Source organism: Streptomyces sp. NBC_01460 (assembly GCF_036227405.1).
GTDB lineage: Bacteria > Actinomycetota > Actinomycetes > Streptomycetales > Streptomycetaceae > Streptomyces.
Map to the genome: position 1 here is coordinate 3,557,009 of NZ_CP109473.1, position 25,390 is coordinate 3,582,398.

Below are 25,390 nucleotides of genomic sequence, written 5' to 3' on the forward strand. Positions count from 1 at the left end.
CGTCAAGCCTACGGCCGCCGCGGGGCGCCGGGCCCGCCCCTGTCCGGCACGGGCCCTGTGCCGCGTGTGTCCCGGCGGACGACGACCTCGTCGCCGTCGTCCAGCCCCGTGGCGGGTGCGGGGGCGACGGTGTCACGGGCGCCGACCGTGACGCCCTCCGTGTCCAGGAGTTCGCCCACGTCGTCGGCGAAGGTGTGCAGCGTGTGCGAGGTCCCGTCGACGTCGACCTGGACGGCCTTGTCCTGGGCGAGGAAGGCGGCGGTGCCGCCCGCCAGGACGGCGAGGACCAGGGCGCGGGGGACGAGCCGCCGCAGGCCCTCCGGCGCACCCCGGTGCCGCCGGACCGCGCGGTGCCCGGCGGGCCGTCCGCGCACCGCCGGCGGCGGGGGCACCAGCGGGGTGTCCAGCACGGTCGGGTCGTAGACCGGGAGCGGACCGGCCCACAGCCGCGCGACGATCGTCCGCTCCTCGTGGAGGGAGCGCGGCGGAGCCGGGGCGGGCACCCGCGCCGGGGCCCGACCGGTCCACCCTCCGCCGCGCGGTGCGCGGTGACTGCCCTGCGTATGGCCCACGACGCTCCAGGAACTCCGGCTGCCGACCCCGATGCGCGGGCACGATAGCCGAGGTTCCGTCACCGTCCCAAGTCGTACGATCACCCACCGTGTCGGGCGGGCGGGCCGGGAAGGTCAGAAGTCGAACGCCCTGGCGGTGTTGTCGTAGACGGCCGCGGCGAGAGTGTCCTCGTCGACGCCCCGCACCTCGGCCATCGCACGGAGCGTGACGGGGATGAGGTAGGGCGCGTTGGGCCGTCCGCGGTACGGGGCGGGGGTGAGGAAGGGGGCGTCCGTCTCGACGAGCACCAGCTCGGCGGGGGCGACGGCCAGGGCGTCACGGAGGGGCTGCGCGTTCTTGAAGGTGACGTTGCCCGCGAAGGACATGAAGTAGCCGGCTGCCGCGCAGACCCGTGCCATCCCGGCGTCGCCGGAGTAGCAGTGGAAGACGGTCCGCTCGGGTGCGCCCACCTCGGCGAGGATCCGCAGCACGTCCTCGTGGGCCTCGCGGTCGTGGATGACCAGGGCCTTGCCGTGCCGCTTGGCGATCTCGATGTGGGCGCGGAAGGACTCCTCCTGGGCGGCGACGCCCTCGGGGCCCGTACGGAAGAAGTCGAGGCCGGTCTCGCCGACCGCGCGTACGTGGGGGAGGGCGGCCAGCGCGTCGATCTCGGCGAGCGCCTCGTCGAGCGCCGCCCTGCCGCCCGCCTCACGGGCCTCCTGGCGGGACCAGCCTTCCGGGTCCCCGTGCACGATGCGCGGTGCCTCGTTGGGGTGCAGCGCCACGGCGGCGTGCACGGACGGGTGGGCGGCCGCGGTCTCGGCGGCCCAGCGCGAGCCCTTCACGTCGCAGCCCACCTGGACGACGGCGGTCACGTTGACCGCCGCGGCGCGGGCCAGGCCCTCCTCGACGGTTCCGTCCTGCATGTCCAGGTGGGTGTGCGAATCGGCGACCGGAACCCTGAGGGGTTCGGGGAGCGGAGGGGCGTCGGTACGGCTCATGCCCACGACTCTACGAGGGCACGAGCCCTTGCTCACCGCCGGCAGGTGAGACGCTCACCGCAGGTAGGCGCGCTCACCGCCGGTGGAAGGGGCGCAGCAGGTCGGACAGCTGCCAGTGGTGCGCGTCGGGCCCCGCGGGCGCCACGGCGGTGGCGGCGATCCTGTCCGCCGCGGCCTCCGGGGGCGCGGCCTTCTGGGGCTGGAGCAGCCGCTGGACGGAGGAGACCCGGCCGGCGCGCATGATCCGGACCACATGGCCGCCGCAGTTGGTGCAGGTCGGGGTGGACAGCGGTGAGGGGACCCGCTCCCCGTCCGCCTTGTACACGACGAAGGCGTTGCCCGAGCCGTCGACGTGGTGCTCTATCTCGTAGGCCTGTTCCCAGCCGTGTCCACACCGCATGCAGGCGAAGGCGTACGCCTCGTGCACGGTGGTTGCTGCGATGTCACTCATGCCTGCTCCTCTTGTCCGATGGACAAGCACTCCGGACAAGCACTCCGGATGATGCGTCCCACATCAAGTGGACGCCTTCACCCGGGGGCGGCGCACCAGGTCTGCCGAGTGTTGGAACGGTTTTGGCCGATCCGTGGGCAAAGGGCCCGTTACGCGGCTCGCGCTTTACATTTCAGGCTAGTCCTTTGCCCTGCTCCTGGCCGGTCCGAGCCGCGTTCTTTGCCGCGACCACCGCATCGAACACCTCGCGCTTGGGCAGCCCGGCCTCGGCGGCGACGGCCGCGATCGCCTCCTTGCGCCGCTCCCCCGCCTCCTCGCGCACCTGCACCCTGCGCACCAGCTCCTCGGCGTCCAGTTCCTCGCCGGATTCCGTGGCGCCCTCGACCACGACGGTGATCTCCCCGCGCACGCCCTCGGCCGCCCAGACCGCCAGGTCGCCGAGCGGGCCGCGCTTCACTTCCTCGTACGTCTTGGTCAGCTCGCGGCAGACGGCGGCCCTGCGGTCGGCCCCGAAGACCTCGGCCATCGCGGCCAGGGTGTCGTCCAGCCGGTGCGGGGCCTCGAAGAAGACCATCGTGCGGCGCTCGTCCGCGACCTCGCGCAGCTTCCCGAGCCGCTCGCCCGCCTTGCGCGGCAGGAAGCCCTCGAAGCAGAAGCGGTCCACGGGCAGCGCGGACAGCGCGAGCGCGGTGAGCACGGCCGACGGGCCGGGCACGGCGGTGACCTTGATGTCCTGCTCCACGGCGGCGGCGACGAGCCGGTACCCGGGGTCGGAGACGGACGGCATCCCGGCGTCGGTGACGAGCAGGACGCGCGCCCCGCCGGCCAGCGCCTCGACGAGCTCGGGGGTGCGCGCCGACTCGTTGCCCTCGAAGTAGGACACGACACGCCCCGTCGTGTGGATGCCCAGCGCCTGGGTGAGCCGGCGCAGCCGCCGGGTGTCCTCGGCGGCCACGACGTCGGCCGTCTCCAGCTCGGCGGCGAGCCGTGGCGGGGCGTCCGCCACGTCGCCGATGGGGGTCCCTGCGAGTACGAGCGTTCCAGTCGTTCCAGTCACATGGGCCATCCTCCCAGCACGGGCGGCACCACTCGCACAGATGCGTTCCCTACGATGGCGCGGTGACGAGTACTGCGCCCGAGGCCCAGCAGGGCAACGACGCCGGGGACCAGACCGGTGACCAGCCGCCTTCCTGGCAACAGCGGCTGCGCCGCTTCGGCCATGCCCCGCGGCCGGAGACGGGGCTGCGCGAGCGCCTGGTCCCGCCCTACACCCGCCCCGGCCGCCAGTTCTGGGACGTGCTCGCCGTGCCGCCGGCCCTCGCCGGCCACCTGGTGCGCTGGTCCGCCTGGGGCGGGCCGCTGCTGGTCGCCCTGGTGGCCGGGGTGCTGCGGTTCTGGAACCTGGGCAGCCCGAAGGCGGTGATATTCGACGAGACGTACTACGCCAAGGACGCCTGGGCGCTGATCAACCAGGGGTACGAGGGTTCCTGGCCCAAGGACATCGACAAGCAGATCCTCTCGGACCCGTCGTCGGTGGACATCCCGGTGGACCCGGGCTATGTCGTCCATCCGCCGGTCGGCAAGTGGATCATCGGGATCGGTGAACAGCTCTTCGGCTTCACCCCGTTCGGCTGGCGCTTCATGGTGGCGGTACTCGGCACCGTCTCGGTCCTGATGCTCTGCCGGATCGGCCGCAGGCTGTTCCGCTCGACGTTCCTGGGCTGCCTGGCGGGCACCCTGCTGGCCGTGGACGGGCTGCACTTCGTGATGAGCCGCACCGCGCTGCTCGACCTGGTGCTGATGTTCTTCGTGCTGGCGGCCTTCGGCTGTCTCCTCGCCGACCGCGACCGGTCCCGCCGCAAGCTGGCCGCCGCGCTCCCCGTCGACGAGGAGGGGCTGCTGCGCCCGGACGCGCACGTCGCCGAGACGCTCCGCCTCGGGTGGCGCCCGTGGCGGATCGCGGCCGGCCTGATGCTCGGCCTGGCCTTCGCCACGAAGTGGAACGGGCTCTACATCCTGGCGGCGTTCGGCGTGATGGCGGTGCTCTGGGACGTCGGCGCACGCCGCACGGCGGGCGCCGTGCAGCCCTACCGGGCGGTGCTCCTGCGGGACCTGCTGCCCGCGTTCGTCTCCACCGTGCCGGTCGCGATCGGCACGTACCTCGTCTCGTGGACCGGGTGGATCGTCACGGACAAGGGCTACTACCGCAACTGGGCGGCCACCGAGGGCAAGGGCGGCAGCTGGACCTGGCTCCCGGACTGGCTGCGGAGCCTGTGGCACTACGAGTACCAGGTGTACGAGTTCCACGTCGGCCTGACCTCCGGCCACACCTACCAGTCCAACCCGTGGAGCTGGATCGTCCTGGGCCGGCCCGTCTCGTACTTCTACGAGGAGCAGACCGGCTGCCTCACCTCCGGGACGAGCAAGTGCGCCCGCGAGGTCCTGGCCCTCGGCACCCCCCTCCTGTGGTGGGCGGCGTGCGTGGCCCTGCTGTACGTCCTGTGGCGCTGGTTCTTCCGCCGCGACTGGCGGGCGGGCGCGATCGTGTGCGGGGTGGCGGCGGGCTGGGTGCCCTGGTTCTTCTACCAGGAGCGGACGATCTTCCTCTTCTACGCGGTCGTGTTCGTGCCGTTCCTCTGCCTGGCGGTCACGATGATGATCGGCGCCCTCCTGGGCCCGGCCTCCGGCACGAGCACCGGACACGGCCTGGGCCTGGAGAAGACCGACCCCACGGGCGAACGCAGACGCACCCTGGGCGCGATCGCGGCGGGTGTGCTGGTGCTGCTGATCGTCTGGAACTTCGTCTACTTCTGGCCGCTCTACACGGGCACGTCGATCCCGGACACGTCCTGGCGCGACCGGATGTGGCTGGACACCTGGGTGTAGCGGGGTGAGGCGGCCGAGCCCGGCGCGTCGGACGTCCGCGCACCGGGCTCGTGAACTCCGTGGGTTCCTCAGCGTTTTGGCGCGGGCCGGGCCGCCAAGGCCGCTTTGAGGCGCGGCGCCCGGGTCGCCCCGAACCACGCCTGCGTGCGTGGGCACGCGTATCCGAGCAGTGTGGTCATGTCCTGGAGGCTCAGCGCGAGGTTCGATCCGAACACGGGCTCCAGATGCGCGATCCGGTTACGGAGCAGATGCAGGCGCTGCACCGGGCCCTCGACATGACTCACCGCCTGTGGTGTCAGATGCGGGAAGGCGTGCCGCAGCGCGTCGAGCCAGAGCGTGTGGGTGTAGCGCGTGGCGAGCAGGTACCGCCAGAAGCCGAACCCGAGCTGCGCGACGACATCTCCGTCCGTCGGCTTGATCGCACGAAGGGCGGCTCCGCGAGCCGGCGGGGACTGCTTTCTCGCCAGCCCTTCACGAGCCCGCTGCCGTGCCGTGACGATGTCCGCCCTGGCCCGGTCCGTCAGCTCGGCGAAAGGGCTGTCGAGCCAGCTCCCGACCCCGTTCCGCTTGGCGTGGAGCAGGGACAGCTGATCGTGCAGAGAGTTGCGCAGCACCACCTCCACCACGTGGAGCGCCTCGTACGACGCCCCCGAGACCTCGACGTTCCACTGGTAGAGACGGATGGCCGCCCGGGGTGATCCTGCGGCCACGATGTACGGCTGGAGGCGTTCCGGCGCCAAGCGCTGCCGGAGAACCCTCTCCATCGAAGGTTGTGTCATGGTGCGGAACATCGTAGTCTTATGAGCGAAGACCTCTCTGGCCTCTGCATGCAAGCTGGTAGGTTCATGATCATCAAGGGTCCGCTGGCGCACCAGGCCAGGGGGCCCTTGTTTTTTGCCACCTGCCCCACGGCACCCACCGCCACGGAAAGCGCTCTCTCAGAATGCGTAGCGGTCCGGTAACAACCTCCTCGGAATCCCCCGCCGTCCCGTAAAGTGCCGAACGGCAAGCCTTCTTGAACGTGTTCAAGAAGGTCCACGGGGAGGGGACAGCGCAGATGCGCAGTGGAGCGAAGGTAGCGATAGTCGGCGGAGCGTTCGTACTGGTGGCCGGAGGGCTCGGCTACGGCGTGTACGACGTGGTGCTGGGGGGCGGCGACGGCGGGGGCACGGAGACCGCCTCCGCGTCGTCGGAGGTGAAGACCGGGCCGCCGGGCAAGGAGGAGATCGAGGAGACCGCCAAGGGCTTCCTCGAAGCGTGGGCATCCGGCGACGCTCCGGCCGCCGCCCAGCTCACGAACAACGAGTCCGGTGCCGAGCCCCTGCTGGCCGGCTACGCCGCGGAGGCCCACGTCACCAAGGCGGTGATCACGCCGGGTCCGGCCGTCGGCACGAAGGTGCCGTACACGGTGAAGGCGACGGTGTCGTACGAGGGGAAGACCAAGCCCTGGTCGTACTCCTCCGAGCTGACCGTGGTGCGCGGCCTGACGACGGGGAAGGCACTCGTCGACTGGCAGCCCACGGTGATCCACCCGGAGCTGACCGAGGGCGCCACGCTGAAGACCGGCGAGTCCTCCACGGCGGCGATCGAGGCCTTGGACCACAACGGCAAAGTGCTCGACAAGGAGACATACCCTTCGCTCGGGCCGATCCTGGACAGCCTGCGGGAGAAGTACGGCGACACCACCGGCGGTTCCCCCGGGATCGAGACCTGGATCGAGCCCGCCGACGAACAGCTTCCGGACACCACGCTGCTGACACTCGCCAAGGGGAAGCCCGGCAAGCTGCAGACCACGCTCGACGCGGGCGCCCAGGCGGCGGCCGAGAAGGCGGTCAAGCAGTTCAGCGGGGCGTCGGTGGTCGCCGTGAGGCCGTCCACCGGGTCGATCCGCGCCGTCGCCAACAACCCGGCGACCGGCTTCAACGCGGCGATGCAGGGCAAGCAGGCGCCCGGCTCCACGCTGAAGATCATGACCGCGGCGATGCTGATGGACAAGGGACTAGTCTCGGCGAACAGCCCGGTCGAGTGCCCGAAGGAAGCCACCTGGCAGAGCCGGACGTTCCACAACCTCAAGTACTTCGAGCTCCCGCCCACCGACACGTTCACCACGAGCTTCGCCCGCTCGTGCAACACCGCCTTCATCAAACTGATCGACGACACCAAGGACGACACCGCGCTCGCCAAGGAGGCACGGGACGTCTTCGGGATCGGCCTGGACTGGAAGACCGGTGTCGTCTCGTTCGACGGGAGCGTGCCCGAGGAGGCCGGCGGTGAGGCGGCCGCCCAGTACATCGGCCAGGGCACCGTGCAGATGAACGCGCTCAACATCGCGTCCATCACGGCGACCGCCCGCAACGGGACGTTCCGTCAGCCCGTGATCGTCCCGCAGACCCTGGACGACCGCCCGCTCGCCACCGCCTCGCGCTCGCTGTCGCCGAGCGTCACCGGGCAGCTGAACGACATGATGCGGGCCACGGCCTCGTGGGGCACCGGCAAGGCCGCCATGGCCTCGGTCGGCGGCGACAAGGGTGCCAAGACGGGGTCGGCCGAGGTCGACGGACAGGGCACGTCCAACAGCTGGTTCACCGGCTTCAGCAACGACCTCGCGGCAGCGGCGGTCGTCCAGTCCGGCGGCCACGGCGGCGACGCGGCGGGCCCGGTGGTGGCGGCGGTGCTGCGCGCGGGGTCCTGAACGGACTGAACGGACTGACGCGCCTGAACGGTCACGAGCACGTCCGGCCGGGCCGGAGGCGGATCACGCCTCCGGCCCGGCCTGCTTTCCCGCGTCGCCCCGACCGCCGTCGCCCCGGCCGCGCCGCCGGCGCGCCGCGACGGCCTCGGGGTCGATGTCCGGCCGCGACCACCGCTCCGCCAGGGCGAGGCTGGTCGCGCGGCCGTCCGCCACGTGCTCGTGCGCCAGGCGCGCCGCCAGGTCCGCGTCACGGGCCGCGATGGCCTCGTACATCCGCTCGTGCTCCACGCACTGCCGGTCCGGGTCCCGCTGGGCCGTCAGGCGGAAGAGCCAGTGCATGCGTGCCTCCAGCGGCCGCATCACCCCGCTGAGCAGTGCGTTGGACGCGAGCTCGACGATGTCGGTGTGGAAGGACGCGTTGGCGGCGGCGATCGCCGCGCGGTCGTGCGCGCGGGTCGCCTCACGGGCGGCGTCGAGACCGGCCGCGAGACGGGCCAGCCCGTCCTCGTCCGCCCGCTCCGCCGCCAGCCGGGCCGCAAGGGACTCCAGCGATTCACGTACGTCGAAGAGGTCGCGCACGTCGCCCGGGGTGAAGGGCGCGACCAGTGCGCCCCGGTGCGGCACGAGCACCACGAGCCCCTCGGCCGCCAGGAGGCGCAGCGCCTCGCGCAGCGGGATGCGCGAGACCTCCAGTTCCGTGGCGAGGTCGCGCTCCACGAGCCGCTCGCCCGGCTGGAGTTCGACCTCGATGATGCGCCGCCGCAGGGTCTCGTACGCAAGGTCGCGCAGCGAGGGACGTCCCGCGTCGGACGGTCGGGCTGCTGTCACCAAGGCTTTTCCTCCGGGATCGGGACGGTCCCACCGTATGCGGATCGCGCGGCGGGTCCGCCACTGCTAACCGCTCGGTGACACGACGGCAACAAACGACCCGGAAACTGGTGCGCCATAGCGGTATACCACTAACCGGCTCGCGGGCCCCGTCTCCTGGAGGCATCCCAGTGGCACCATCCCGAACGCTCCTCTCTCCCGTCGCCGTCGCCGCGTCCGTCCTCTCGGGGCTGCTCCTCCTGACCGCCTGCGGAGGGTCCACGGCGGCCGAGGACGACGGCGGCACGCTCAAGGTCGGCGTCCTCTTCCCCGGTTCGCTCTCCGACGACGGCTTCATGGGCTCGGCGTACCTCGGTTACCAGCGGGCGGCGAAGAAGCACGCCGGCGCGGTGGAGTTCAGCAAGGTCGAGCAGGTGGCGACGGCCGACTACGAGAAGGCGCTGGTCCGCTTCGCCACCGACTCCGACCTCGTGATCTCCCTCGGCGGGCAGACCGACGCCGACGTGCGCAACGTGGCGGCGCGCTTCCCGAACGTGAAGTTCGCCGAGATCGGCGGGCCCGCCGACGGCAAGCCCCTGGCGAACCTCTCGCTGTACGACCCGCAGCAGGCCGAGGCCGCGTTCCTCGCGGGGGCGGCCTCCGCCCTGCTCACCGGGAGCGGGACGGTCGGCTTCATCGGCGGCGCGGAACTCCCGGCCATCGTGAACGCCGCCGAGGAGTTCGACAAGGGCGCCGCCGCGGCCGATCCGAAGGTGAAGGTCCTCGCCCCGCAGTACGTCGGTGACTTCAACGACGTGGCCAAGGCCAAGCAGTCCGCCCTCGCCGACTTCGGCGCCGGCGCGGACGTCCTGGGCCAGGTCCTCAACCTCGGCCACAAGGGGGTCGCGCAGGCGGCCGGCCAGCGGGACGGGTCGCTCATCGGTGGTCCGATCGCCCACGAGTGCGGCAGCGACCCCGCGTACGCCGGGTACGTGGAGACGGACATCGGCGCGGAGATCGAGTACGCGGTGGACCACCTGGTCGCCGGGGACTGGAAGGCCGAAGCCGTCCACTTCGGGCTGACCTTCGAGGAGCCGCACAACGACATCGTGCTCTGCGACACCACCGACCCGGCGGTCGCCGGGAAGCTCGACGAGCTGAAGCGGAAGATCACGGCCGGCGAGATCACCACCCGATGAGCACGGCCGCTCCCGCACTGGAGATCTCCGGACTCACCAAGTCCTTCGGAACGACGAGGGCCCTGGACGCGGTGGACCTCGTCGTCGAGGCCGGCACCGTGCACTGCGTACTCGGGGAGAACGGCGCCGGCAAGTCGACCCTCTGCCACGTCGTGGGCGGCTCCCTGACGCCGGACGAGGGCGGACTGCGCCTGTACGGCACGCCCTACTCGCCCCGCAGGCCCGCCGACGCGCTGGCCGCCGGGATCGCCATGGTCCACCAGCACTTCAGCCTCGTACCGACCCTGACCGTCGGCGAGAACCTGCGCCTGCTGCGCCTGCGGGACCTGCCGCGGCGGGTGGCGCGGGTGCGCGAGGAGTACGGGCTCGAACTGGACCTGGACGCACGGGTGGACGAGCTGCCCGTCGGCGTGCGCCAGCGCGCCGAGATCGTCAAGGCGTTGCTGCGGGAGCCCCGGCTCCTCGTCCTGGACGAGCCCACGGGTGTCCTCGGTCCGTCCGAGACGGACGCCCTGCTCGCCACCTGCCGCCGCATCGCCGGGGCGGGGCACGCCGTGGTCCTGGTGACGCACAAGCTCGGCGAGGTGGCACGGGCCGGGGACACCGCGACCGTGCTGCGCGGCGGGCGGGTCTCCGGCGGCGGGCCCCTCACCGAACTGCCGCCGGAGCGGCTGGTCCCGCTGATGATCGGTCGCCCCGCCGACGCGCTGGACGCGGGGCTCGCCGGGACGATCGGGCTGGCCACCGAGGGGAGTTCACCGGCGGACGGGGACCCGCCGCCGGACGCCGCCACCGCCCACGGACGTACGGGAGCGGCACTGCGCCTGCGTGACGTCGGCGTACGGCGCCCCGACGGGACCTCCGCCCTGGACGGGATCCGCCTGGACGTCGAGTTCGGGGAGATCGTCGGGATCGCCGGGGTCGAGGGCAACGGCCAGAGCGAGCTCATGGCGCTGCTCGGCGGCTCACTCACTCCCGGCGAGGGTCGCGTGGAGCTCGACGGGAGGGACGTCACCCGTGCCGGGCCGCGCGAGCGGAGCCGGGCGGGGCTGGGTGTGGTGCCCGAGGACCGGCTCCACGAAGGGTGCGTGCCGCATCTGCCGGTCGCCGACAACCTGTTCCTCGGCCGCCTCCAGGGGTTCCGCCGGTACGGGGCCCTCCTCGACCGGCGCGCCATGGCCCGTGCCGCCGACGCTGTGCTCACGGAGCACGGCGTCCGGGCGGACGGCCCGGGGGCGCTCATGTCGTCCCTGTCCGGCGGCAACCAGCAGAAGGTCGTGCTGGCACGGGAGTTGGCCCTCGACCCGCTGATCTGCCTGGCAGCCGCCCAGCCCACCCGCGGTCTGGACATCGGAGCGGTGGCCGCCGTGCACTCCCGTATCCGCGACGCGGCAGCCGCCGGGACGGGCGTCCTGGTGGTCTCCAGCGAGCTGTCCGAACTCCTCGCCCTGTGCGACCGGATCGTCGTGGCCTACCGGGGCGAGCTGCTGGGCCCCGTCGACCCTTCGGAGCCCGGCGCCCGGGAGCGGATCGGCGCCCTGATGCTCGGCGCGCCCACCCCGCGGCCCGGCGAGGACGGGGCCCGCCCCGCCGGAGCCGTGCGCTGAGAAGCCCTCGCACCACCCGTGTCCCGGTCGCCGCCCACCCGGCCCGGACGCGCGCACACCGCCACCTCAAGGAGCCGCCATGTCACCCCCACCGCTTCCCCTGTCCGCCCCCGCCCCCGCCCCCGCCCCCGTCCACCCGCTCCGCACGGCGCGCACCCGCGTCGGCCCGGTCCTGAGGCACCCGGTCGCCGTCGGCCTCCTCGCGGTCGTCCTCGCGGGTGCGGCCGGGCTCGGGCTCGTGAAGGGCGCCGGGACGGACCCGGCGGTCGCCTGGGACGCCCTCGTCGAGGGCATGTTCGGGTCGCCGTACGCCGTCGGGAGTTCGCTCAACTCGGCCGCCGTGCTGGCCCTCATCGCCACCGGGTTCACCGTCGCCCACCGCGCGGGGCTGGTGAACGTGGGCGGCGAGGGGCAGCTCTGTGCGGGCGGACTGGCCGCCGCGGCCGTGGGGGTGGCGCTGCCCGCGGGTGTCCCGGCCGCGCTCGGTGTGCCGCTGGTCCTCGTCGCGGGATGCGTGGCGGGCGGCGCGTGGGCGGGGATCGCCGGCTGGCTGCGGGCGAAGCGGGGCACCAGCGAGGTCATCACCACGCTGCTGCTCAACTTCATCGGCGTGGGACTCGTCTCGGTGGCCGTCCACGAGGAGGCGCTGCTGCGCCAGCCGGTGACCTCCTCCGAGACCCTGCCCCAGTCCGCGCCGCTGCCCGAGGGCGCCCGGCTGCCGCTGATCGGCTCCATGGAGTCGCCCGCGACCGCGATCGTCGTCGTCGCGGCCGTCGCCGCCCTGGTCACCGGTGTGGTGCTGCGTCACACGGCCGTCGGACTGCGGCTGCGCTCCGTCGGCCACTCCCCGGCGGCCTCGGCCCGGCTGGGGCTTCCCGTGGCCCGCCTGGAGACGGGCGGTCTGGCCTTCGCCGGGGCCGCGGCGGGTCTCGCCGGCGCGGCCCTTGTCGCCATCGCCCCGTACGTGCTGGCCGAGCACTTCTCGTCCGGCTACGGCTTCTCCGGGCTGGTGGTGGGCCTGCTCGCCCGCGGCTCGCTCACCGCCGTGGTGGCCGTGTCGCTCCTCTTCGGCTTCCTCACCAACGGCGGCATCAACCTCCAGCTCGCGGCCGGGGTCCCCGCCTCCTCCGTACAGATCGTGCAGAGCCTGCTCGTCCTGTTCGTCGCCGCGGCCATGTTCGGGACCACACGCAACGGGAGGGCCTCATGAGCGCGGTGGTCGAGGAGCTCGCCTCCGGTGGGGTGCGCCTCGCGGTGCCGCTCCTGCTCGCCTCCTCGGGAGAGCTGCTGAGCGAACGCGCGGGCGTGCTCAACCTCTCCGTCGAAGGCATGATGCTGACCGGGGCCTTCGCGGGCGCCGCGGGGGCCCTGGCCTCGGGGAACGCGGGAGTGGGTGTGCTGGCGGCCCTCGCCGCGGGGCTGCTCTTCGCGGCCCTCCAGGCCCTGCTCAGCGTGGTCCTGCGCGCCGACCAGATCGTCACGGGCATCACCGCGAACGCCCTCGCGCTCGGAGCGACGACGTACGGCTCCCGTGTCTTCTTCGGCGACGGGGCGGCGGACTCGGTGCCCGGCTTCGACCCGGTCGCCGTTCCTGTCCTGCACCGCATCCCGGTGCTGGGGCCCGCTCTCTTCGAGCAGACCGCCCTCGGCTACGCGGCGTTCGTCATCGCCGCCGTCCTGGCGCTGGGCTTCAGCAGGCGTACGGGGTGGGGTCTGGCGGTCGACGCGATCGGGGAGGACGCGACCACCGCGGACCGCTGCGGTCTTCCCGTACGGGCCGTACGGTTCGGCGCCGTGCTGCTCACCGGGGCCGTCTCGGGCCTGGCGGGCGCGCAGCTGGCCCTGTCCGAGGTGCACGCCTTCAGCGACAACATCACCGGCGGCATCGGATACCTCGCGGTCGTCGCGGTGATCGCGGGCCGCTGGCGTGCCTGGCCCACGATCGTGGCCTGCCTCTTCTTCGGGGTGGCGCAGGCGCTGCAGTTCGCGGCGCCCGCGCTCGGGCTGCACCTGTCCGCCCCGCTCCTGACCACGCTCCCGTACGTGATCGCGCTGCTCGCGGTGAGCGGGCTGGTCGGCCGGAGCCGGGCCCCGTCCGGGCTGACCGTCCCCTTCCTGCGCGGCACCTGACCACTCTCCTGAGGACGTAGAGACATGACACTGATCCTGACCCGCTCCGACATCGCGGCGCTGCTCGTGGACGTACGGGAGGACGTCGAGAAGGCGGTGGCGGACTGCCATCTGGATCTGGCGCTGGGCCGGGCGGTCCTGCCTCCCCCGCCGGCGATGCCGCTCCCGGGGTCGGACGGGACGTTCCTCGCGATGGCGTCGGCCTCCGCCCCGGCCGGCCTCGCGACCGTGAAGCTCCTGGCGGACCTCCCCGCCAACCGCGAACGGGGCCTGCCCGTGCAGCGCTCGGCCGTGCTGGCCGTCTCCGCGGACACGGGTGCGTGCGAGGCGCTCCTGGACGGCGCCGAGGTCACCCGCGCGCGGACGGCCGCCGCCACCGCCGTCGCCACCCGCGCCCTGGCCAGGAAGGACGCGCGGGTCCTCGGGCTCGTCGGCACGGGCCCGCTGGCCCGCGCCCATGCCCGTGCCCTGCTCCCCGGCCGCTCCTACGACCGGATCGTGCTGTGGGGGCGCGACCCCGGCCGGAGCCGCGAGCTGGCGGCCTGGATCGGCACGGAGCTCGGCGTGGACGCGGCGGTGCTGGCCGGACCGCGGGCCGTCACGGAGGCCTCGGACGTCCTGTGCACGCTGACGCCGTCGCGGGAACCGCTGATCCGGGGCGCGTGGTTCTCCCCCGGCCAGCACGTCAACGCCGTGGGCGCCCCGCCGCGTCCCGACCACCGGGAGATCGACACGGAGGGCGTCGTACGCAGCCGGATCGTCGTCGACGCCTGGACCACGGCCCGCGCGAAGTCCGGCGAGGTGCTGATACCGCTCGCCGAGGGCGCGCTCACCGAGGACGACTTCCGCTGCGAACTCGGCGAGGTCCTCGCCGGGTCGAAGCCCGGCCGGACCTCCGAGGCCGACGTCACGCTCTTCGACTCGGTGGGGGTCGGCCTCCAGGACCTGGCGGTGGCCCGGCTGCTGATCGACGCCGCCCACGAACGGGGCAGGGGCACCCGTATCGACCTCGGCGGCTGACCCCGAAGGCCGGTGTCCCCGGAACGGGTTGACGGCCGGCTCCCCGGCACCGCCGCGGGGAGCCGGGCCTACGCGCTCAGTTGCTCAGGTGCGCGGAGATCTGCGTCCGCCGGTCCGACGCCGTGGTCGCACCGGCTGATCTCCGCCCACACCGCGTCGAGGGAGAGGCCGAGGACATCGGCGATCACCGCGATCGTCGGGAACGCGGGGGTGGCCACACGGCCCGACTCGATCTTCCTGAGCGTCTCCGGTGAGACCCGCGCGGCGAGCGCGACCTCCAGCATCGAGCGTTCTCCCCGGGCCCGGCGCAGAAGGGCTCCGAGGTGTTGGCCGCGTGCGACCTCTGCGGGGGTGAGCGGCAGTCTGACCATGGGACCGATTCTAGTACCGGTATAGTTTGACCGGTATAGTTGTTGGTCCCTGAGGAAAGTGGCACATGATCGAGATCCTGAACCCCGCCCTGCTGGACCGGGCGAGAGACACGGGCGCCCTCGTCGCGGAGATCCTGCAGACGATGAAGAGCCGGAGCACGGTCGGCACGAACCTCCTGGACATCGACCGGTGGACCAAGGCCATGATCGCCGAAGCGGGGGCGGAGTCCTGCTACGTCGACTACGCGCCCTCCTTCGGGCGCGGCCCGTTCGGCCACTACATCTGCACCGCCGTCAACGACGCCGTGCTCCACGGGCGGCCCCGTGACCACACGCTCGCCGACGGCGATCTGCTCACGCTCGACCTCGCCGTCTCCAAGCGCGGAGTCGCCGCGGACGCCGCGATCAGCTTCGTCGTCGGCACGGCGCGGCCCGCGGAGAGCGTCGCGATGATCGAGGCGACCGAGCGCGCACTGGCCGCGGGGATCGCCGCCGCCGGACCGGGGGCCCGGATCGGCGACCTCTCCCACGCCATCGGCACCTCCCTCGGCCAGGCCGGATACGAGATCAACACCGAGTTCGGCGGGCACGGCATCGGCTCGACGATGCACCAGGACCCGCACGTCCCGAACACCGGGCGGCCCGGCCGCGGCTACAAGCTGCGCCCCGGCCTGCTGCTGGCGCTGGAGCCGTGGGTGATGGCGGACACCGCCGAGCTCGTCACCGACGCCGACGGGTGGACCCTCCGGAGCGCGACGGGCTGCCGGACGGCACACAGCGAGCACACCATCGCCATCACCGAGGACGGAGCCGAGATCCTCACACTGCCGAAGCCCTAGGAATCGTTGTGGTGTGCACGCGGCCCGTTCAGTAGCGTGCGGGGTATGAGCACTTCCGACGCCACACCCGTCGCGTCCTCCTCGGACGCCCATCCCCGGTTCGCGGAGGCCCTCCAGGAGCTGGGCCTCCAGGTCGAGGTACGCCGCTTCCCCGACGCCACCCGTACCGCGGTCGAGGCCGCCGCGGCGATCGGCTGCGACCTCAGCCAGATCGTCAAGTCCCTGATCTTCGAGGCGGACGGCGTGCCCGTCCTGGTCCTGATGGACGGTTCCTCGCGGGTGGACGTGGAGCTCGTGCGGAGCGAGCTGGGCGCCGGGAAGGTCGGGCGGGCCCGGGCCGACCTGGTGCGGGAGACCACCGGTTACGCGATCGGCGGGGTGCCGCCCTTCGGCCACCGTACGAAGACCCGGGTGCTGGCCGACCGCGGCCTGCTCGCCCACCAGGTGGTGTGGGCCGCCGCGGGCCACCCGCACGCCGTGTTCCGGCTCGACCCCGCCACCCTGATCGAGCTCGCGGGCGGCACTCTCGTGGACGTGCGCGAGCGGACCGCGTGACCCCGCTGGTGGCGGCGGCCGTCCTGGCCGCCGCGATCACGCACGCCAGCTGGAACGCGATCGCGCACGCCATCCGCGACCAGTTGCTGTCCTTCACCCTGATCTCCGGCGGCGGGGTGCTGTTCGGCCTCCTGCTGGCCTGTGTCGCACCGCTCCCGGCGGCCGGCGCCTGGCCCTACCTGCTCGTCTCGGCGGGCCTGCACGTGGCGTACATGCTGTTGCTGATGCGGTCGTTCACCCTGGGCGACTTCGGCCAGATGTATCCCATCGCCCGGGGCACCGCTCCCCTCGTCGTGACGGTCCTGGCCGCCGTGTTCCTCGGCGAGCGCCCGGACGGCTGGGCGACCGCGGGCGTGGCGGTGGCCTCGGCGGGACTCGTCGGGCTGGCCCTGTGGGGCATCCGCGGCTCAGGCAAGCGCCCGCACTGGCCGGCGATCCTCGCGGCCCTCGCCACGGGCCTGGCCATCGCGGGCTACACCACGGTGGACGGGGCCGGGGTGCGCGCCTCGGGCACGCCACTCGGCTACATCGGCTGGCTGATGGCCGTGCAGGGCTTCGCCATCCCCGCCTACGCCTACTGGCGCAGACGGGGTGAACTGGTGGAACAGCTCAGGCCGTTCGCCGTGCGCGGGCTCCTGGGCGCCGCCCTGTCGGTCTCCGCGTACGGTCTCGTCCTGTGGGCGCAGACGAAGGCCCCGCTCGCTCCGATCGCCGCGCTCCGCGAGTCGTCGATCATCGTGGGCGCCGCGATAGGCACGGTGTTCTTCAAGGAGCGGTTCGGCGCCCCACGGATCGCGGCGGCCGGACTGATGGTGGTCGGCATCGGGCTGATGCTGCACACGAGCTGAGCGGCGGCTGCGGCTGCGGCTGCGGCTGGGAGCGTCGGTGCCCCAGAGGTTTCAACGCTGCTCGGGCGCGTGCTCCTCAGGCGTGCGCTCCTCGGTCATCGCCGCGCGGAAGCCCGTGTTGACCCCGAGGAGGCCACCGTCCACGCGCAGCGTCGTACCGGTGATCCACGCCGCGTCCCGGGAGGCGAGGAAGGCGACGGCCGAGGCGATGTCCTCCGGTTCGCCGATCCGGCCGAGCGGGTAGAGGGCGCTCGCCCGCTCCAGCGCCGCGTCCCGGCCGGCCCAGGCATCGGTGCGGATCGTGCCCGGCGCGACGAGGTTGACCCGGACACCACGCGGTCCGGCGTGGCCCGCGAGCGTACGGGTCAGACTCGCCAGGCCGGCCTTGGCCGCGCTGTAGGCGTGGCCGCCGAAGTCCTGTTCCCCGTTGACCGATCCGATGGTGACGATCGCTCCCCGGCCGGATTTCACGAGGTGCGGCAGCGCGGCCCGGGAGCAGCGGTAGGGGCCGCTCAGGGTGATGTCCAGGGTGTGTTCCCAGGACGCGTCGTCCTCATCCTCGAAGAGCGCCGCGTCGTCGTGGTTCGCGTAGGCGTTGTTGACCAGGACGTCGAGCCGGCCGAAGGTGTCGGCCGCGTGGGCGACCGCCGCGTCGACCGCGTCCCGGTCGCCGACGTCGCAGGCCAGGGATTCGGCGGTGCCGCCCGCCTCGCGTATCCCCGCGGCCGTACGGGCGGCGCGGCCGGCGTCCAGGTCGGTGACCAGGACGGCCGCGCCCTCCGAGGCCAGCCGGCGGGCGGTGGCCGCCCCGATGCCCTGTCCGGCTCCGGTGAGGAGCGCGGCGTACCCGTGGAAGCGTGGTGAAGTCATAGCGCCGACCGTACTGCCCTGACCAGGGCCTGGGCACGGGGATCGGCGGTGACTCCCTTCTGCAGACCGTTCGTCACATAGCCGAGCGCGATACCCGATTCGGGGTCGGCGAACCCCAGCGAACCGCCCCGGCCGGGGTGCCCGAACGAGCCGGGTCCGAGCAGCGGGGCGGCCGGACCGTGCAGCATGTAGCCGAGGCCGAAGCGGGTGCTGACGACCAGCACCCGGTCCGGGCCCGCCGATTCCTCGGTGCGGGCCAGGGTGAGGGTGGCGGGGGCGAACAGCCGGTGCCCGTCGACCTCGCCGATCATCGCCGCGTAGCAGCGGGCGAGGCCACGCGCGGTGGCGACGCCGTTGGACGCGGGGAGTTCGGCCGCACGGTAGGCCGGTGCGTTCTCGTCGGGGAAGGGGTCGATGGCCCCGAAGGCGCGGCGGGTCAGCGAGGCCGGGTCGCCGTATGCCTCGACGACGGAGCGCTTGGGGCGCATCCGCAGGGTGCCGCCGTTCTCGGCCGGCGGGGGTTCGACGGGCCCGATCCGCCCGATCCGGTGCGCCTCGTCCTCGGGGAGCCCGAACCAGAAGTCCAGGCCGAGCGGGCGGGCGATCTCCTCGGCGACCCAGCGTCCGATGGTGCGCCCGGTGACCCTGCGCACCAGCTCGCCGACGAGCCAGCTGTACGTCTGGGCGTGGTAGCCGTGGTCGGTTCCGGGCTCCCACTGCGGACGTTGGGCGGCCACGGCCCCCGGCCCGGAGATCTGGTCGGCGGCCTCCTCGGGGGTCAGCGCCGTGTCGAGGGCGGCCACCCCCGCGCGGTGGGCGAGGAGATGGCGTACGAGGACGCGTTCCTTGCCGTTCGCCTTGAACTCCGGCCAGTACGTGCCGACGGGGGCGTCCAGGTCGACCTGACCGCGCTGGTGCAGCAGGAGCGGGACGGCGGCGGCGATGCCCTTGCCCGCCGAGCGCACGATCTGCACGGTGTCCACGGCCCAGGGTTCGGCACCGTCGACGTCCCTCGTGCCGGCCCACAGGTCCACGACCTTGCGGCCGTGCCGGTAGAGGGCGACGGCCGCTCCCCGTTCCCCGCGCTGTTCGAAGTTACGGACGAAAGCGTCCCGTACCGCCTCGAATCCCGGTGCCACCGTGCCTCGTACGTCCACGCCTGCTCCCGCGCTCCCGCTCATCCCCCCATGGTGCATCCCGCCGCAGGTGGAACGGGGGGCGGGTCACCATCTGTTCACGGACGCGGAACGGACACGGAACGCGGATCGAAGCCGAAGGGCAGCTCCAGCCGGTGCGCGCGCATGAGTTCGTCGTCGCACAGCAGGTCCTGCGTGCGGTCGTCGGCGGCGATCACCCCGTCGCTGAGGATGACCGCGCGGGGGCAGAGTTCGAGGGCGTACGGCAGGTCGTGGGTGACCATCAGCACGGTGACGTCCAGGGAGCGCAGGATGTCGGCGAGTTCGCGTCGGGAGGCGGGGTCCAGGTTGGAGGAGGGCTCGTCCAGGACGAGGATCTCCGGCTCCATGGCCAGGACGGTGGCCACGGCGACCCGGCGGCGCTGGCCGAAGGAGAGGTGGTGCGGGGGCCGTGCCGCGAACTCCTCCATGCCGACCCGTCGGAGCGCGGTGACGATCCGGTCCTCCAGTTCGGCGCCGCGCAGTCCGGCCGCGGCGGGTCCGAAGGCGACGTCCTCGCGGACGGTCGGCATGAAGAGCTGGTCGTCGGGGTCCTGGAAGACGATGCCGACGCGGCGGCGGATCTCGGCGAGGTTCCGCTTCTCCACGGGCAGCCCGGCGACCCGGACGGTGCCGGCTCCCGCGTCGAGGATGCCGTTGAGGTGGAGGACCAGCGTGGTCTTGCCCGCCCCGTTGGGCCCGAGGAGCGCGACGCGTTCGCCGCGGGCCACGGTGAGGTCGACGCCGAAGAGGGCCTGGTGGCCGTCGGGGTAGGCGTAGGCGAGGCCGCTGACCTCGAGGGAGGGCGCGGGTGCGGTGGGCAGGCTCATACGGTCCATCCCAGCAGACATACGACGAGGGCGAGCACGGGGAGTGCCGCCGCGTGCGCCCACTGGGCGCGGGAGGCGGTGACCTCGTCGATCACCGGCATGGTGCCCGTGTAGCCGCGGCTGACCATCGCGAGGTGGACGCGCTCGCCGCGCTCGTAGGACCGGATGAAGAGGGCGCCCGCCGTCTTGGCGAGGACACCCCACTGCCGGACCCCCCGCGCCTCGAAGCCTCGGGAGCGGCGGGCGATCGACATGCGGCGCAGCTCATCGGTGATGACGTCGCCGTAGCGGATCATGAAGGACGCGATCTGGACGAGCAGCGGGGGCAGCCTGAGCCGCTGGAGACCGAGCAGCAGGGCCCGCAGCTCCGTGGTGGAGGCGAGGATCACCGAGGCGGCCACGCCGAGGGTGCCCTTCGCGAGGACGTTCCAGGCGCCCCAGAGGCCGGGGACGCTGAGGGAGACGCCGAGCACCTCGGTCTGGTCGCCGGGCACCACGAACGGCATGAGCAGCGCGAAGGCGACGAACGGCACCTCGATGACCAGGCGCTTCAGCAGGAAGCCGGGCGAGAGCCGGGCCACGGCGGCGACGGCGGCGAGCAGCACCGCGTACAGCGCGAAGGCCCAGACGGCCTCGCGCGGGGTGGAGACCACGACCACGACGAAGCAGAGGACGGCGGCGAGCTTGCAGTGCGGGGGCAGGGTGTGGACGGGCGAGTGCCCGTGCCGGTAGAGCGTGTGCGCGTGGCCGGCACCCATGTCAGACGGACTCGGCGGTGCGGGCCGCGGGCGTCTGAGGCGTACGGCGCTTGCGGACCGCCCAGAACACCCCGCTGCCGACGGCGACGGTGACGCCGACTCCGATCACTCCGGCGAGGCCCCCGGAGACGCGGGCGTTGCCGACGTCCTTGACGCCGTAGTCGGCGAGCGGGGAGTCGGCCGCGCCGTGTTCCTGGACCTTCTCGTCGATGCCCTTGTCGGCGGCGACCTTCTCCAGGCCGTCGGGGTTCGCGGAGGCGTAGAAGGAGACGAAGCCGGCGAGGACGAGGGCCGCGATCAGGCCGGTGGCCCAGACCGTGCGGGTGGAGCGGGCGGCCACGGGGGCGGGCGTGGCGGCGGGGGCGTCGACGAGTTCACCGCCGACGCGGAGCTTCAGCGGGGCGGCGAGTCCGAGGGCCCCGTGCACCAGGTCGGGGCGTACGGCGATCACGGCGCCGACGGTGAGCGCGGTGATCGCGGCTTCCCCGATGCCGATCAGGACGTGGACGCCGACCATCGCGGTGAGGACCTTGCCGATGGGGACGTCGGTGGTCCCGCCGACGGCGTAGATCAGGGTGAAGGCGACGGCGGCGGCCGGCACGGAGACCAGTGCGGCCACGAAGGCCGCGGCGGTCGTCGAGCGGCGGCCTCGGGGCAGCACCCGGATCAGCCCGCGGAAGAGCGCGTAGGCGACGACGACGGTGACGACCCCCATCACCGTGATGTTCACGCCGAGGGCGGTGAGGCCGCCGTCGGCGAAGAGGATGCCCTGCATCAGCAGGACGACCGCTATGCAGAGCACCCCGGTGAAGGGCCCGACCAGGATCGCCGCCAGCGCCCCGCCCAGGAGGTGCCCGCTGGTGCCGGCGGCGACCGGGAAGTTCAGCATCTGCACGGCGAAGATGAACGCGGCGACGAGCCCGGCCAGCGGGGCGGTCCGCTCGTCCAGCTCCCGGCGCGCACCCCGGAGACTGACGGCGACCGCGCCTGCGGCGACGACACCCGCGACGGCGGAGACGGGTGCGTTGATGAAACCGTCGGGTACATGCATGGAGTGGCTCCGCTTTCGGGCGTCAGGGCAGGGCGGGGTCGGGAAACGCTCAATGATAGAGCCCTGTTGCGAACAGCTCGCAAGAGCGTAGGGATGACAATTACACCAACCCCAAAATGCCCACATGGGAATATATGGGACATTAGGGGAAGAGATTTCACACAGGAGGAGCCGGCCATGTCCCTCGTGATCCAAGAACACGCCCGAGCCCGGCTCATCACCGACGGCCCCGACCCCCGACTGGTCCCCGTCGAACTGCGCTACGACGCCGAGGAGCCGGGCACGGTCCACGTCCGGCTGCCCGGAGGCGTCGACTGGGCCTTCGGTCTCGACCTCCTGGAACGCGGTCTGCGCTCCCCCGCCACGCGCGGCGACGTACGGATATGGCCCTGCGGCCGGGCCCAGCTGGTGGTGGAGCTGCACTCGCCGGACGGGGTGGCCGTCCTCCAGTTCGACATCGGCCCCATGGTCCGTTTCCTGGCGCGCACCCGCCCGAAGACGGTGAAGCGCCCGGCACCCACCGCCCCCGCCTCCACGCCCCCCACCGCGCCCGCCACCCGCGCCTGAACACGACGAAGAGCCCTCGTGCCGCGTGCACGAGGGCTCTTCAGCGCTCCGGCCCCCCGTCCCCACAGGTAACCGGCGCTCCGGGGTCGCGCTCCGCTCAGACGCGGACCCCGGGGTACGGGTGGGTCACACGCGGACGAGCTCCCGCTCGCCGCCGCCCTCGGCCGGACCGTCGGAGAGCTCCTTGCGCAGGCCCTCCCCCTCCACGTCCACGTTGGGCAGCACACGGTCCAGCCAGCGCGGCAGCCACCAGGCACGCTTGCCGAGCAGGGCGAGCACCGCGGGCACGATGGCCATGCGGACCACGAAGGCGTCGAAGAAGACGGCGATGGCCAGCGAGAAGCCGATCATCTTGATCATCTGCTCGGAGGAGCCGATGAAGCCCGAGAAGACGGCCATCATGATCACCGCGGCTGCCGTGACCACGCGCGCCCCGTGCTTGAAGCCGGTGACGATCGCCTGGCCGGAGGACTCGCCGTGGACGTACGCCTCGCGCATCCGGGTGACCAGGAAGACCTCGTAGTCCATCGCGAGGCCGAAGACCACGCCGACCATGAAGATCGGCATCATGCTCATGATCGGACCAGTCTGCTCGACCCCGAAGAGCGAGCCGAGCCAGCCCCACTGGAAGACCGCGACGACCGCACCGAGGGCCGCGACCACCGAGAGCAGGAAGCCGAGGGCCGCCTTCAGGGGGACGAGGACCGAGCGGAAGACCACCATCAGCAGCAGGAACGCCAGGCCGACGACGAGCGCCAGATACGGCAGCAGCGCGTCGTTCATCTTCTGCGAGAAGTCGATGTTCATCGCCGTGGCACCGGTGACCAGCACCTCGGCACCGGTCTCGCTCTTGATGTCCGCACCCGCGTCACGGATGGCGTGGACCACGTTCTCCGTCGCGACGGAGCTCGGCCGGTCCTTGGGGATGACCGTGATGGTCGCGGTGTCGCCGGCCTTGTTGAAGGTGGCCGGGGCGACGGCGGCGACACCGCCGGAGCCCTCGATCTCGTCGGAGACCCTGGTCACCGCGGCCTTGCCGTCGGAGCTCTTCGCGGTGTCGACGACCACGACCAGCGGACCGTTGAACCCGGGGCCGAAGCCGTCGGAGAGCATGTCGTACGCCTGGCGCTGCGTGGTCGACTTCGGCTGGGCGCCGTCGTCCGGCAGGCCCATCTCCAGCGAGGCGGCCGGTACGGCGATCGCGCCGAGGCCGAGGACACCCACCAGCAGCACCCACACCGGCCTGCGCAGCACGAACCGCGCCCAGCGGGTGCCCATGTTCGGCTTCGCCTCGGGCTTGTTCTCCGCCTCGGCGGCCTTGCGCGCCTTGCGTCCCATGACCCGCTTGCCCGCGAAGCCCAGGAGTGCCGGGACGAGGGTGAGCGCGATGAGCACGGCGATGGCGACGGTGCCGGCGGCGGCGAAGCCCATCTTCGACAGCATCGGGATGTTGACGACGGCGAGGCCCACCAGCGCGATGACCACGGTCAGACCGGCGAAGACGACCGCGGATCCGGCCGTGCCCACGGCCCGCCCGGCGGCTTCCTCCCGCTCCCGGCCCTCGGCCAGCTCTGCGCGGTAGCGGGAGACGATGAAGAGCGCGTAGTCGATGCCGACGGCGAGGCCGATCATCATCGCGAGCGTCGAGGTGGTGGAGCCCAGGTCCAGGACGTTGGCGAGCGCGGTGATCGTGGAGACCCCGATGCCCACCCCGATGAGGGCGGTCAGCAGCGGGAGCCCGGCGGCGATCAGCGAACCGAAGGTGATGACCAGGACGACGGCGGCCATGGCGACGCCGATGATCTCGGTGGCCCCCGTCTCCGGCATCACCTGGAGCGCGTCACCGCCGATCTCCACCTTCATCCCACTGCTCCGGGCGTCGTGGCCGACGTCCTCCAGGGCCTCGCGCGTCGCGTCGGTCAGCTCCATGGAGCTGACCTTGTAGGACACCGAGATGTAGGCGGTCGAGCCGTTCTTGCTGACGGCGTTCGTCTTGTACGGGTCGGCGACCGAGGCGACCTGGTCCGAGCCGGACCTCAGCTCGCCCACGATGTGCTGGATCTCGGCCTTGTTGGCGGCCGCGGTGACCTTCTCGCCGCCAGGGGCCTGGAAGACGATCCGGGCGGACGCGCCGTCGGCGCTGCCGCCGGGGAAGCGCTCGTCCAGCAGGTCGAAGGCCTTCTGGGCCTCCGTGCCGGGGATCGAGAAGGAGCTGGAGGTGGCGGTGGCCGCCGAGGAGGCGCCGAAGCCGGCCAGCGCCAGCAGCGCCACCCAGATGAGGGCGACGTAACGGCGGCGCCGGAAGGCGAGCCGTCCGAGTTTGTACAGGAATGTAGCCACGGAGGGGTTACTCCCGGTCAGGTCGTTGAGTGGAATTGGGCGTGAGGAACCAGCCCGACGACGAGAGCGGCGTGTCAGGTGGAGCGTCGGGGAGTCAGGTCGTACGGGAAAGAAGAAAGGGGACGTCAGACGCCGAGGGCGGGGAACACCACGGCTTCTGCGTAGTCGGTGAGGAACGCCTGGTCGACAGGCTTCTCCTCCACCAGCTCACGAGCGGCGAAGGCGCCGATCATCATGTGCGGCACGAAGGGAAGCGCAGGATTGTCCGCACGCACTTCCCCCCTGTCCACGGCTCGCTGGAGCAGAGCGCCGAGACCGGTCATCTCCGGCTCGATCATCAGCTCCCGCAGCGCCTGGAGGAGGTCGGGGTTGTTGTGGACGGCATGGGTCAGACCCCGCATCAGCGCGGAGTTCCGCTCCATCTGGCAGTCGTCGGTGCGGTGCAGCACGGCGAGGAAGTCGCCGCGGAGCGAACCGGTGTCGACATCGGCCAGGTGGACCGGCTTGTCGTTCCGGAGTGCCTTGACGACCAGCTCGGCCTTGCTCCCCCACTGGCGGTAGAGGGTGGCCTTGCTGGAACGGGTGCGGGCGGCGACGGCGTCCATGGTCAGGGCTTCGTAGCCGACCTCGCCGAGCAGGTCGAGCACGGCAGTGTACAGCTCGCTCTCGCGTTCGGGCGTGAGCCGGCTGCGTGCCATGGGTCGACCTCCTCTTCCTCGCGCCTGCTGGATCGTACGTCAGCCGAAGATCAACTAACGGAACGAAACTGTTTCGTACACTTCGAATCTACTCCCCTGCTCAGCGAAACGACGCGGTTTCGCTTGTGTCCTGCACCACAAGT

Annotated in this window: 25 protein-coding genes; 11 read left to right on the forward strand and 14 right to left on the reverse strand. The window is 72.4% G+C overall.

Going from position 1 to position 25,390, the window contains the following annotated elements:
- Positions 1-8 precede the first annotated feature (8 nt).
- The 4 genes from OG488_RS15680 to rsmI all read right to left on the reverse strand — a co-directional run bounded on the left by OG488_RS15680 (position 9) and on the right by rsmI (position 3,070).
- Positions 9-572: a ubiquitin-like domain-containing protein gene (locus OG488_RS15680; RefSeq protein WP_329229766.1), complete on the reverse strand. Its 564-nt coding sequence runs from the start codon at positions 570-572 to the stop codon at positions 9-11.
- Positions 573-686: 114 nt separating this feature from the next.
- Positions 687-1,553 carry a TatD family hydrolase gene (locus tag OG488_RS15685; protein ID WP_329229769.1) on the reverse strand — a complete coding sequence of 289 codons (867 nt, stop codon included), beginning with the start codon at positions 1,551-1,553 and terminating at the stop codon, positions 687-689.
- A 73-nt stretch (positions 1,554-1,626) separates the two neighbouring features.
- Positions 1,627-2,004: a hypothetical protein gene (locus OG488_RS15690; RefSeq protein WP_329229771.1), complete on the reverse strand. Its 378-nt coding sequence runs from the start codon at positions 2,002-2,004 to the stop codon at positions 1,627-1,629.
- Between the two features lie 172 nt (positions 2,005-2,176).
- Positions 2,177-3,070, reverse strand: a complete 894-nt coding sequence (gene rsmI, locus OG488_RS15695) for a 16S rRNA (cytidine(1402)-2'-O)-methyltransferase (RefSeq protein ID WP_329229773.1) — start codon at positions 3,068-3,070, stop codon at positions 2,177-2,179.
- Between the two features lie 53 nt (positions 3,071-3,123).
- Between rsmI and OG488_RS15700 the strand changes: the two genes are divergently transcribed.
- Positions 3,124-4,890, forward strand: coding sequence for a dolichyl-phosphate-mannose--protein mannosyltransferase (locus OG488_RS15700; RefSeq protein ID WP_329229775.1), 1,767 nt, complete (start codon positions 3,124-3,126; stop codon positions 4,888-4,890).
- 68 nt (positions 4,891-4,958) lie between these two features.
- On the opposite strand, the gene OG488_RS15705 is transcribed toward OG488_RS15700, so the two are convergent.
- Entirely contained in the window at positions 4,959-5,669 is a 711-nt protein-coding gene (locus OG488_RS15705; RefSeq protein WP_329229776.1) for a hypothetical protein, read from the reverse strand.
- Between the two features lie 278 nt (positions 5,670-5,947).
- Between OG488_RS15705 and OG488_RS15710 the strand changes: the two genes are divergently transcribed.
- A complete protein-coding gene (locus OG488_RS15710) occupies positions 5,948-7,582 on the forward strand; it encodes a penicillin-binding transpeptidase domain-containing protein (RefSeq protein ID WP_329229778.1) in 1,635 nt (544 codons plus the stop codon).
- Positions 7,583-7,645: 63 nt separating this feature from the next.
- On the opposite strand, the gene OG488_RS15715 is transcribed toward OG488_RS15710, so the two are convergent.
- Positions 7,646-8,410, reverse strand: a complete 765-nt coding sequence (locus tag OG488_RS15715) for a GntR family transcriptional regulator (RefSeq protein WP_329229780.1) — start codon at positions 8,408-8,410, stop codon at positions 7,646-7,648.
- Between the two features lie 170 nt (positions 8,411-8,580).
- On the opposite strand from OG488_RS15715, the gene OG488_RS15720 reads away from it, so the two are divergent.
- The 5 genes from OG488_RS15720 (at position 8,581) to OG488_RS15740 (ending at position 14,345) form a co-directional block, all read left to right on the forward strand.
- Positions 8,581-9,588: a BMP family ABC transporter substrate-binding protein gene (locus OG488_RS15720; protein WP_329229781.1), complete on the forward strand. Its 1,008-nt coding sequence runs from the start codon at positions 8,581-8,583 to the stop codon at positions 9,586-9,588.
- The gene (locus OG488_RS15725) at positions 9,585-11,195 is read left to right on the forward strand and encodes an ABC transporter ATP-binding protein (RefSeq protein WP_329229783.1); all 1,611 of its coding nucleotides are present in this window, start codon (positions 9,585-9,587) and stop codon (positions 11,193-11,195) included. The genes OG488_RS15720 and OG488_RS15725 overlap by 4 nt, the downstream gene beginning before the upstream one ends.
- Before the next feature lie 79 nt (positions 11,196-11,274).
- Positions 11,275-12,405: an ABC transporter permease gene (locus tag OG488_RS15730; protein ID WP_329229785.1), complete on the forward strand. Its 1,131-nt coding sequence runs from the start codon at positions 11,275-11,277 to the stop codon at positions 12,403-12,405.
- Complete coding sequence (locus OG488_RS15735; RefSeq protein WP_329229787.1) at positions 12,402-13,325, forward strand: ABC transporter permease; 924 nt, start codon at positions 12,402-12,404, stop codon at positions 13,323-13,325. The genes OG488_RS15730 and OG488_RS15735 overlap by 4 nt, the downstream gene beginning before the upstream one ends.
- A 24-nt stretch (positions 13,326-13,349) precedes the next feature.
- Positions 13,350-14,345 (forward strand): ornithine cyclodeaminase family protein, encoded by a 996-nt coding sequence (locus tag OG488_RS15740; RefSeq protein ID WP_329229789.1) that lies wholly within the window; start codon positions 13,350-13,352, stop codon positions 14,343-14,345.
- A 68-nt stretch (positions 14,346-14,413) separates the two neighbouring features.
- Here the strand turns inward: OG488_RS15740 and OG488_RS15745 are convergent, their stop codons facing one another.
- Positions 14,414-14,716 carry a helix-turn-helix transcriptional regulator gene (locus tag OG488_RS15745; protein WP_329229791.1) on the reverse strand — a complete coding sequence of 101 codons (303 nt, stop codon included), beginning with the start codon at positions 14,714-14,716 and terminating at the stop codon, positions 14,414-14,416.
- A 65-nt stretch (positions 14,717-14,781) separates the two neighbouring features.
- Here OG488_RS15745 and map point away from each other — a divergent pair, with 65 nt between their 5' ends.
- Genes map through OG488_RS15760 form a run of 3 tightly spaced genes read left to right on the forward strand, consistent with a single transcriptional unit; the run spans position 14,782 to position 16,958 of the window.
- On the forward strand, positions 14,782-15,555 hold the full coding sequence (gene map / locus OG488_RS15750; RefSeq protein ID WP_329229793.1) for a type I methionyl aminopeptidase: 774 nt from the start codon (positions 14,782-14,784) through the stop codon (positions 15,553-15,555).
- Positions 15,556-15,600: 45 nt separating this feature from the next.
- Positions 15,601-16,110 carry a YbaK/EbsC family protein gene (locus OG488_RS15755; protein WP_329229795.1) on the forward strand — a complete coding sequence of 170 codons (510 nt, stop codon included), beginning with the start codon at positions 15,601-15,603 and terminating at the stop codon, positions 16,108-16,110.
- The gene (locus OG488_RS15760; RefSeq protein WP_329229797.1) at positions 16,107-16,958 is read left to right on the forward strand and encodes a DMT family transporter; all 852 of its coding nucleotides are present in this window, start codon (positions 16,107-16,109) and stop codon (positions 16,956-16,958) included. Before OG488_RS15755 ends, OG488_RS15760 begins: the two co-directional genes overlap by 4 nt.
- A gap of 51 nt (positions 16,959-17,009) precedes the next feature.
- On the opposite strand, the gene OG488_RS15765 is transcribed toward OG488_RS15760, so the two are convergent.
- The 5 genes from OG488_RS15765 to OG488_RS15785 form a co-directional block, all read right to left on the reverse strand.
- Positions 17,010-17,828, reverse strand: a complete 819-nt coding sequence (locus OG488_RS15765; RefSeq protein ID WP_329229799.1) for an SDR family NAD(P)-dependent oxidoreductase — start codon at positions 17,826-17,828, stop codon at positions 17,010-17,012.
- Positions 17,825-18,985, reverse strand: coding sequence for a serine hydrolase domain-containing protein (locus OG488_RS15770; RefSeq protein WP_329238695.1), 1,161 nt, complete (start codon positions 18,983-18,985; stop codon positions 17,825-17,827). The genes OG488_RS15765 and OG488_RS15770 overlap by 4 nt, the downstream gene beginning before the upstream one ends.
- A gap of 77 nt (positions 18,986-19,062) precedes the next feature.
- Complete coding sequence (locus OG488_RS15775) at positions 19,063-19,833, reverse strand: energy-coupling factor ABC transporter ATP-binding protein (protein WP_329229800.1); 771 nt, start codon at positions 19,831-19,833, stop codon at positions 19,063-19,065.
- Positions 19,830-20,591 (reverse strand): cobalt ECF transporter T component CbiQ, encoded by a 762-nt coding sequence (gene cbiQ / locus OG488_RS15780; protein ID WP_329229803.1) that lies wholly within the window; start codon positions 20,589-20,591, stop codon positions 19,830-19,832. The genes OG488_RS15775 and cbiQ overlap by 4 nt, the downstream gene beginning before the upstream one ends.
- Position 20,592: 1 nt before the next feature.
- On the reverse strand, positions 20,593-21,642 hold the full coding sequence (locus tag OG488_RS15785) for an energy-coupling factor ABC transporter permease (protein WP_329229805.1): 1,050 nt from the start codon (positions 21,640-21,642) through the stop codon (positions 20,593-20,595).
- Between the two features lie 177 nt (positions 21,643-21,819).
- Between OG488_RS15785 and OG488_RS15790 the strand changes: the two genes are divergently transcribed.
- On the forward strand, positions 21,820-22,209 hold the full coding sequence (locus OG488_RS15790; RefSeq protein WP_329229807.1) for an SsgA family sporulation/cell division regulator: 390 nt from the start codon (positions 21,820-21,822) through the stop codon (positions 22,207-22,209).
- 126 nt (positions 22,210-22,335) lie between these two features.
- Here OG488_RS15790 and OG488_RS15795 read toward each other — a convergent pair whose 3' ends face one another.
- Positions 22,336-24,549, reverse strand: coding sequence for an MMPL family transporter (locus OG488_RS15795; protein WP_329229809.1), 2,214 nt, complete (start codon positions 24,547-24,549; stop codon positions 22,336-22,338).
- Positions 24,550-24,674: 125 nt separating this feature from the next.
- The gene (locus OG488_RS15800; protein ID WP_329229810.1) at positions 24,675-25,247 is read right to left on the reverse strand and encodes a TetR/AcrR family transcriptional regulator; all 573 of its coding nucleotides are present in this window, start codon (positions 25,245-25,247) and stop codon (positions 24,675-24,677) included.
- Between the last annotated feature and the right edge of the window lie 143 nt (positions 25,248-25,390).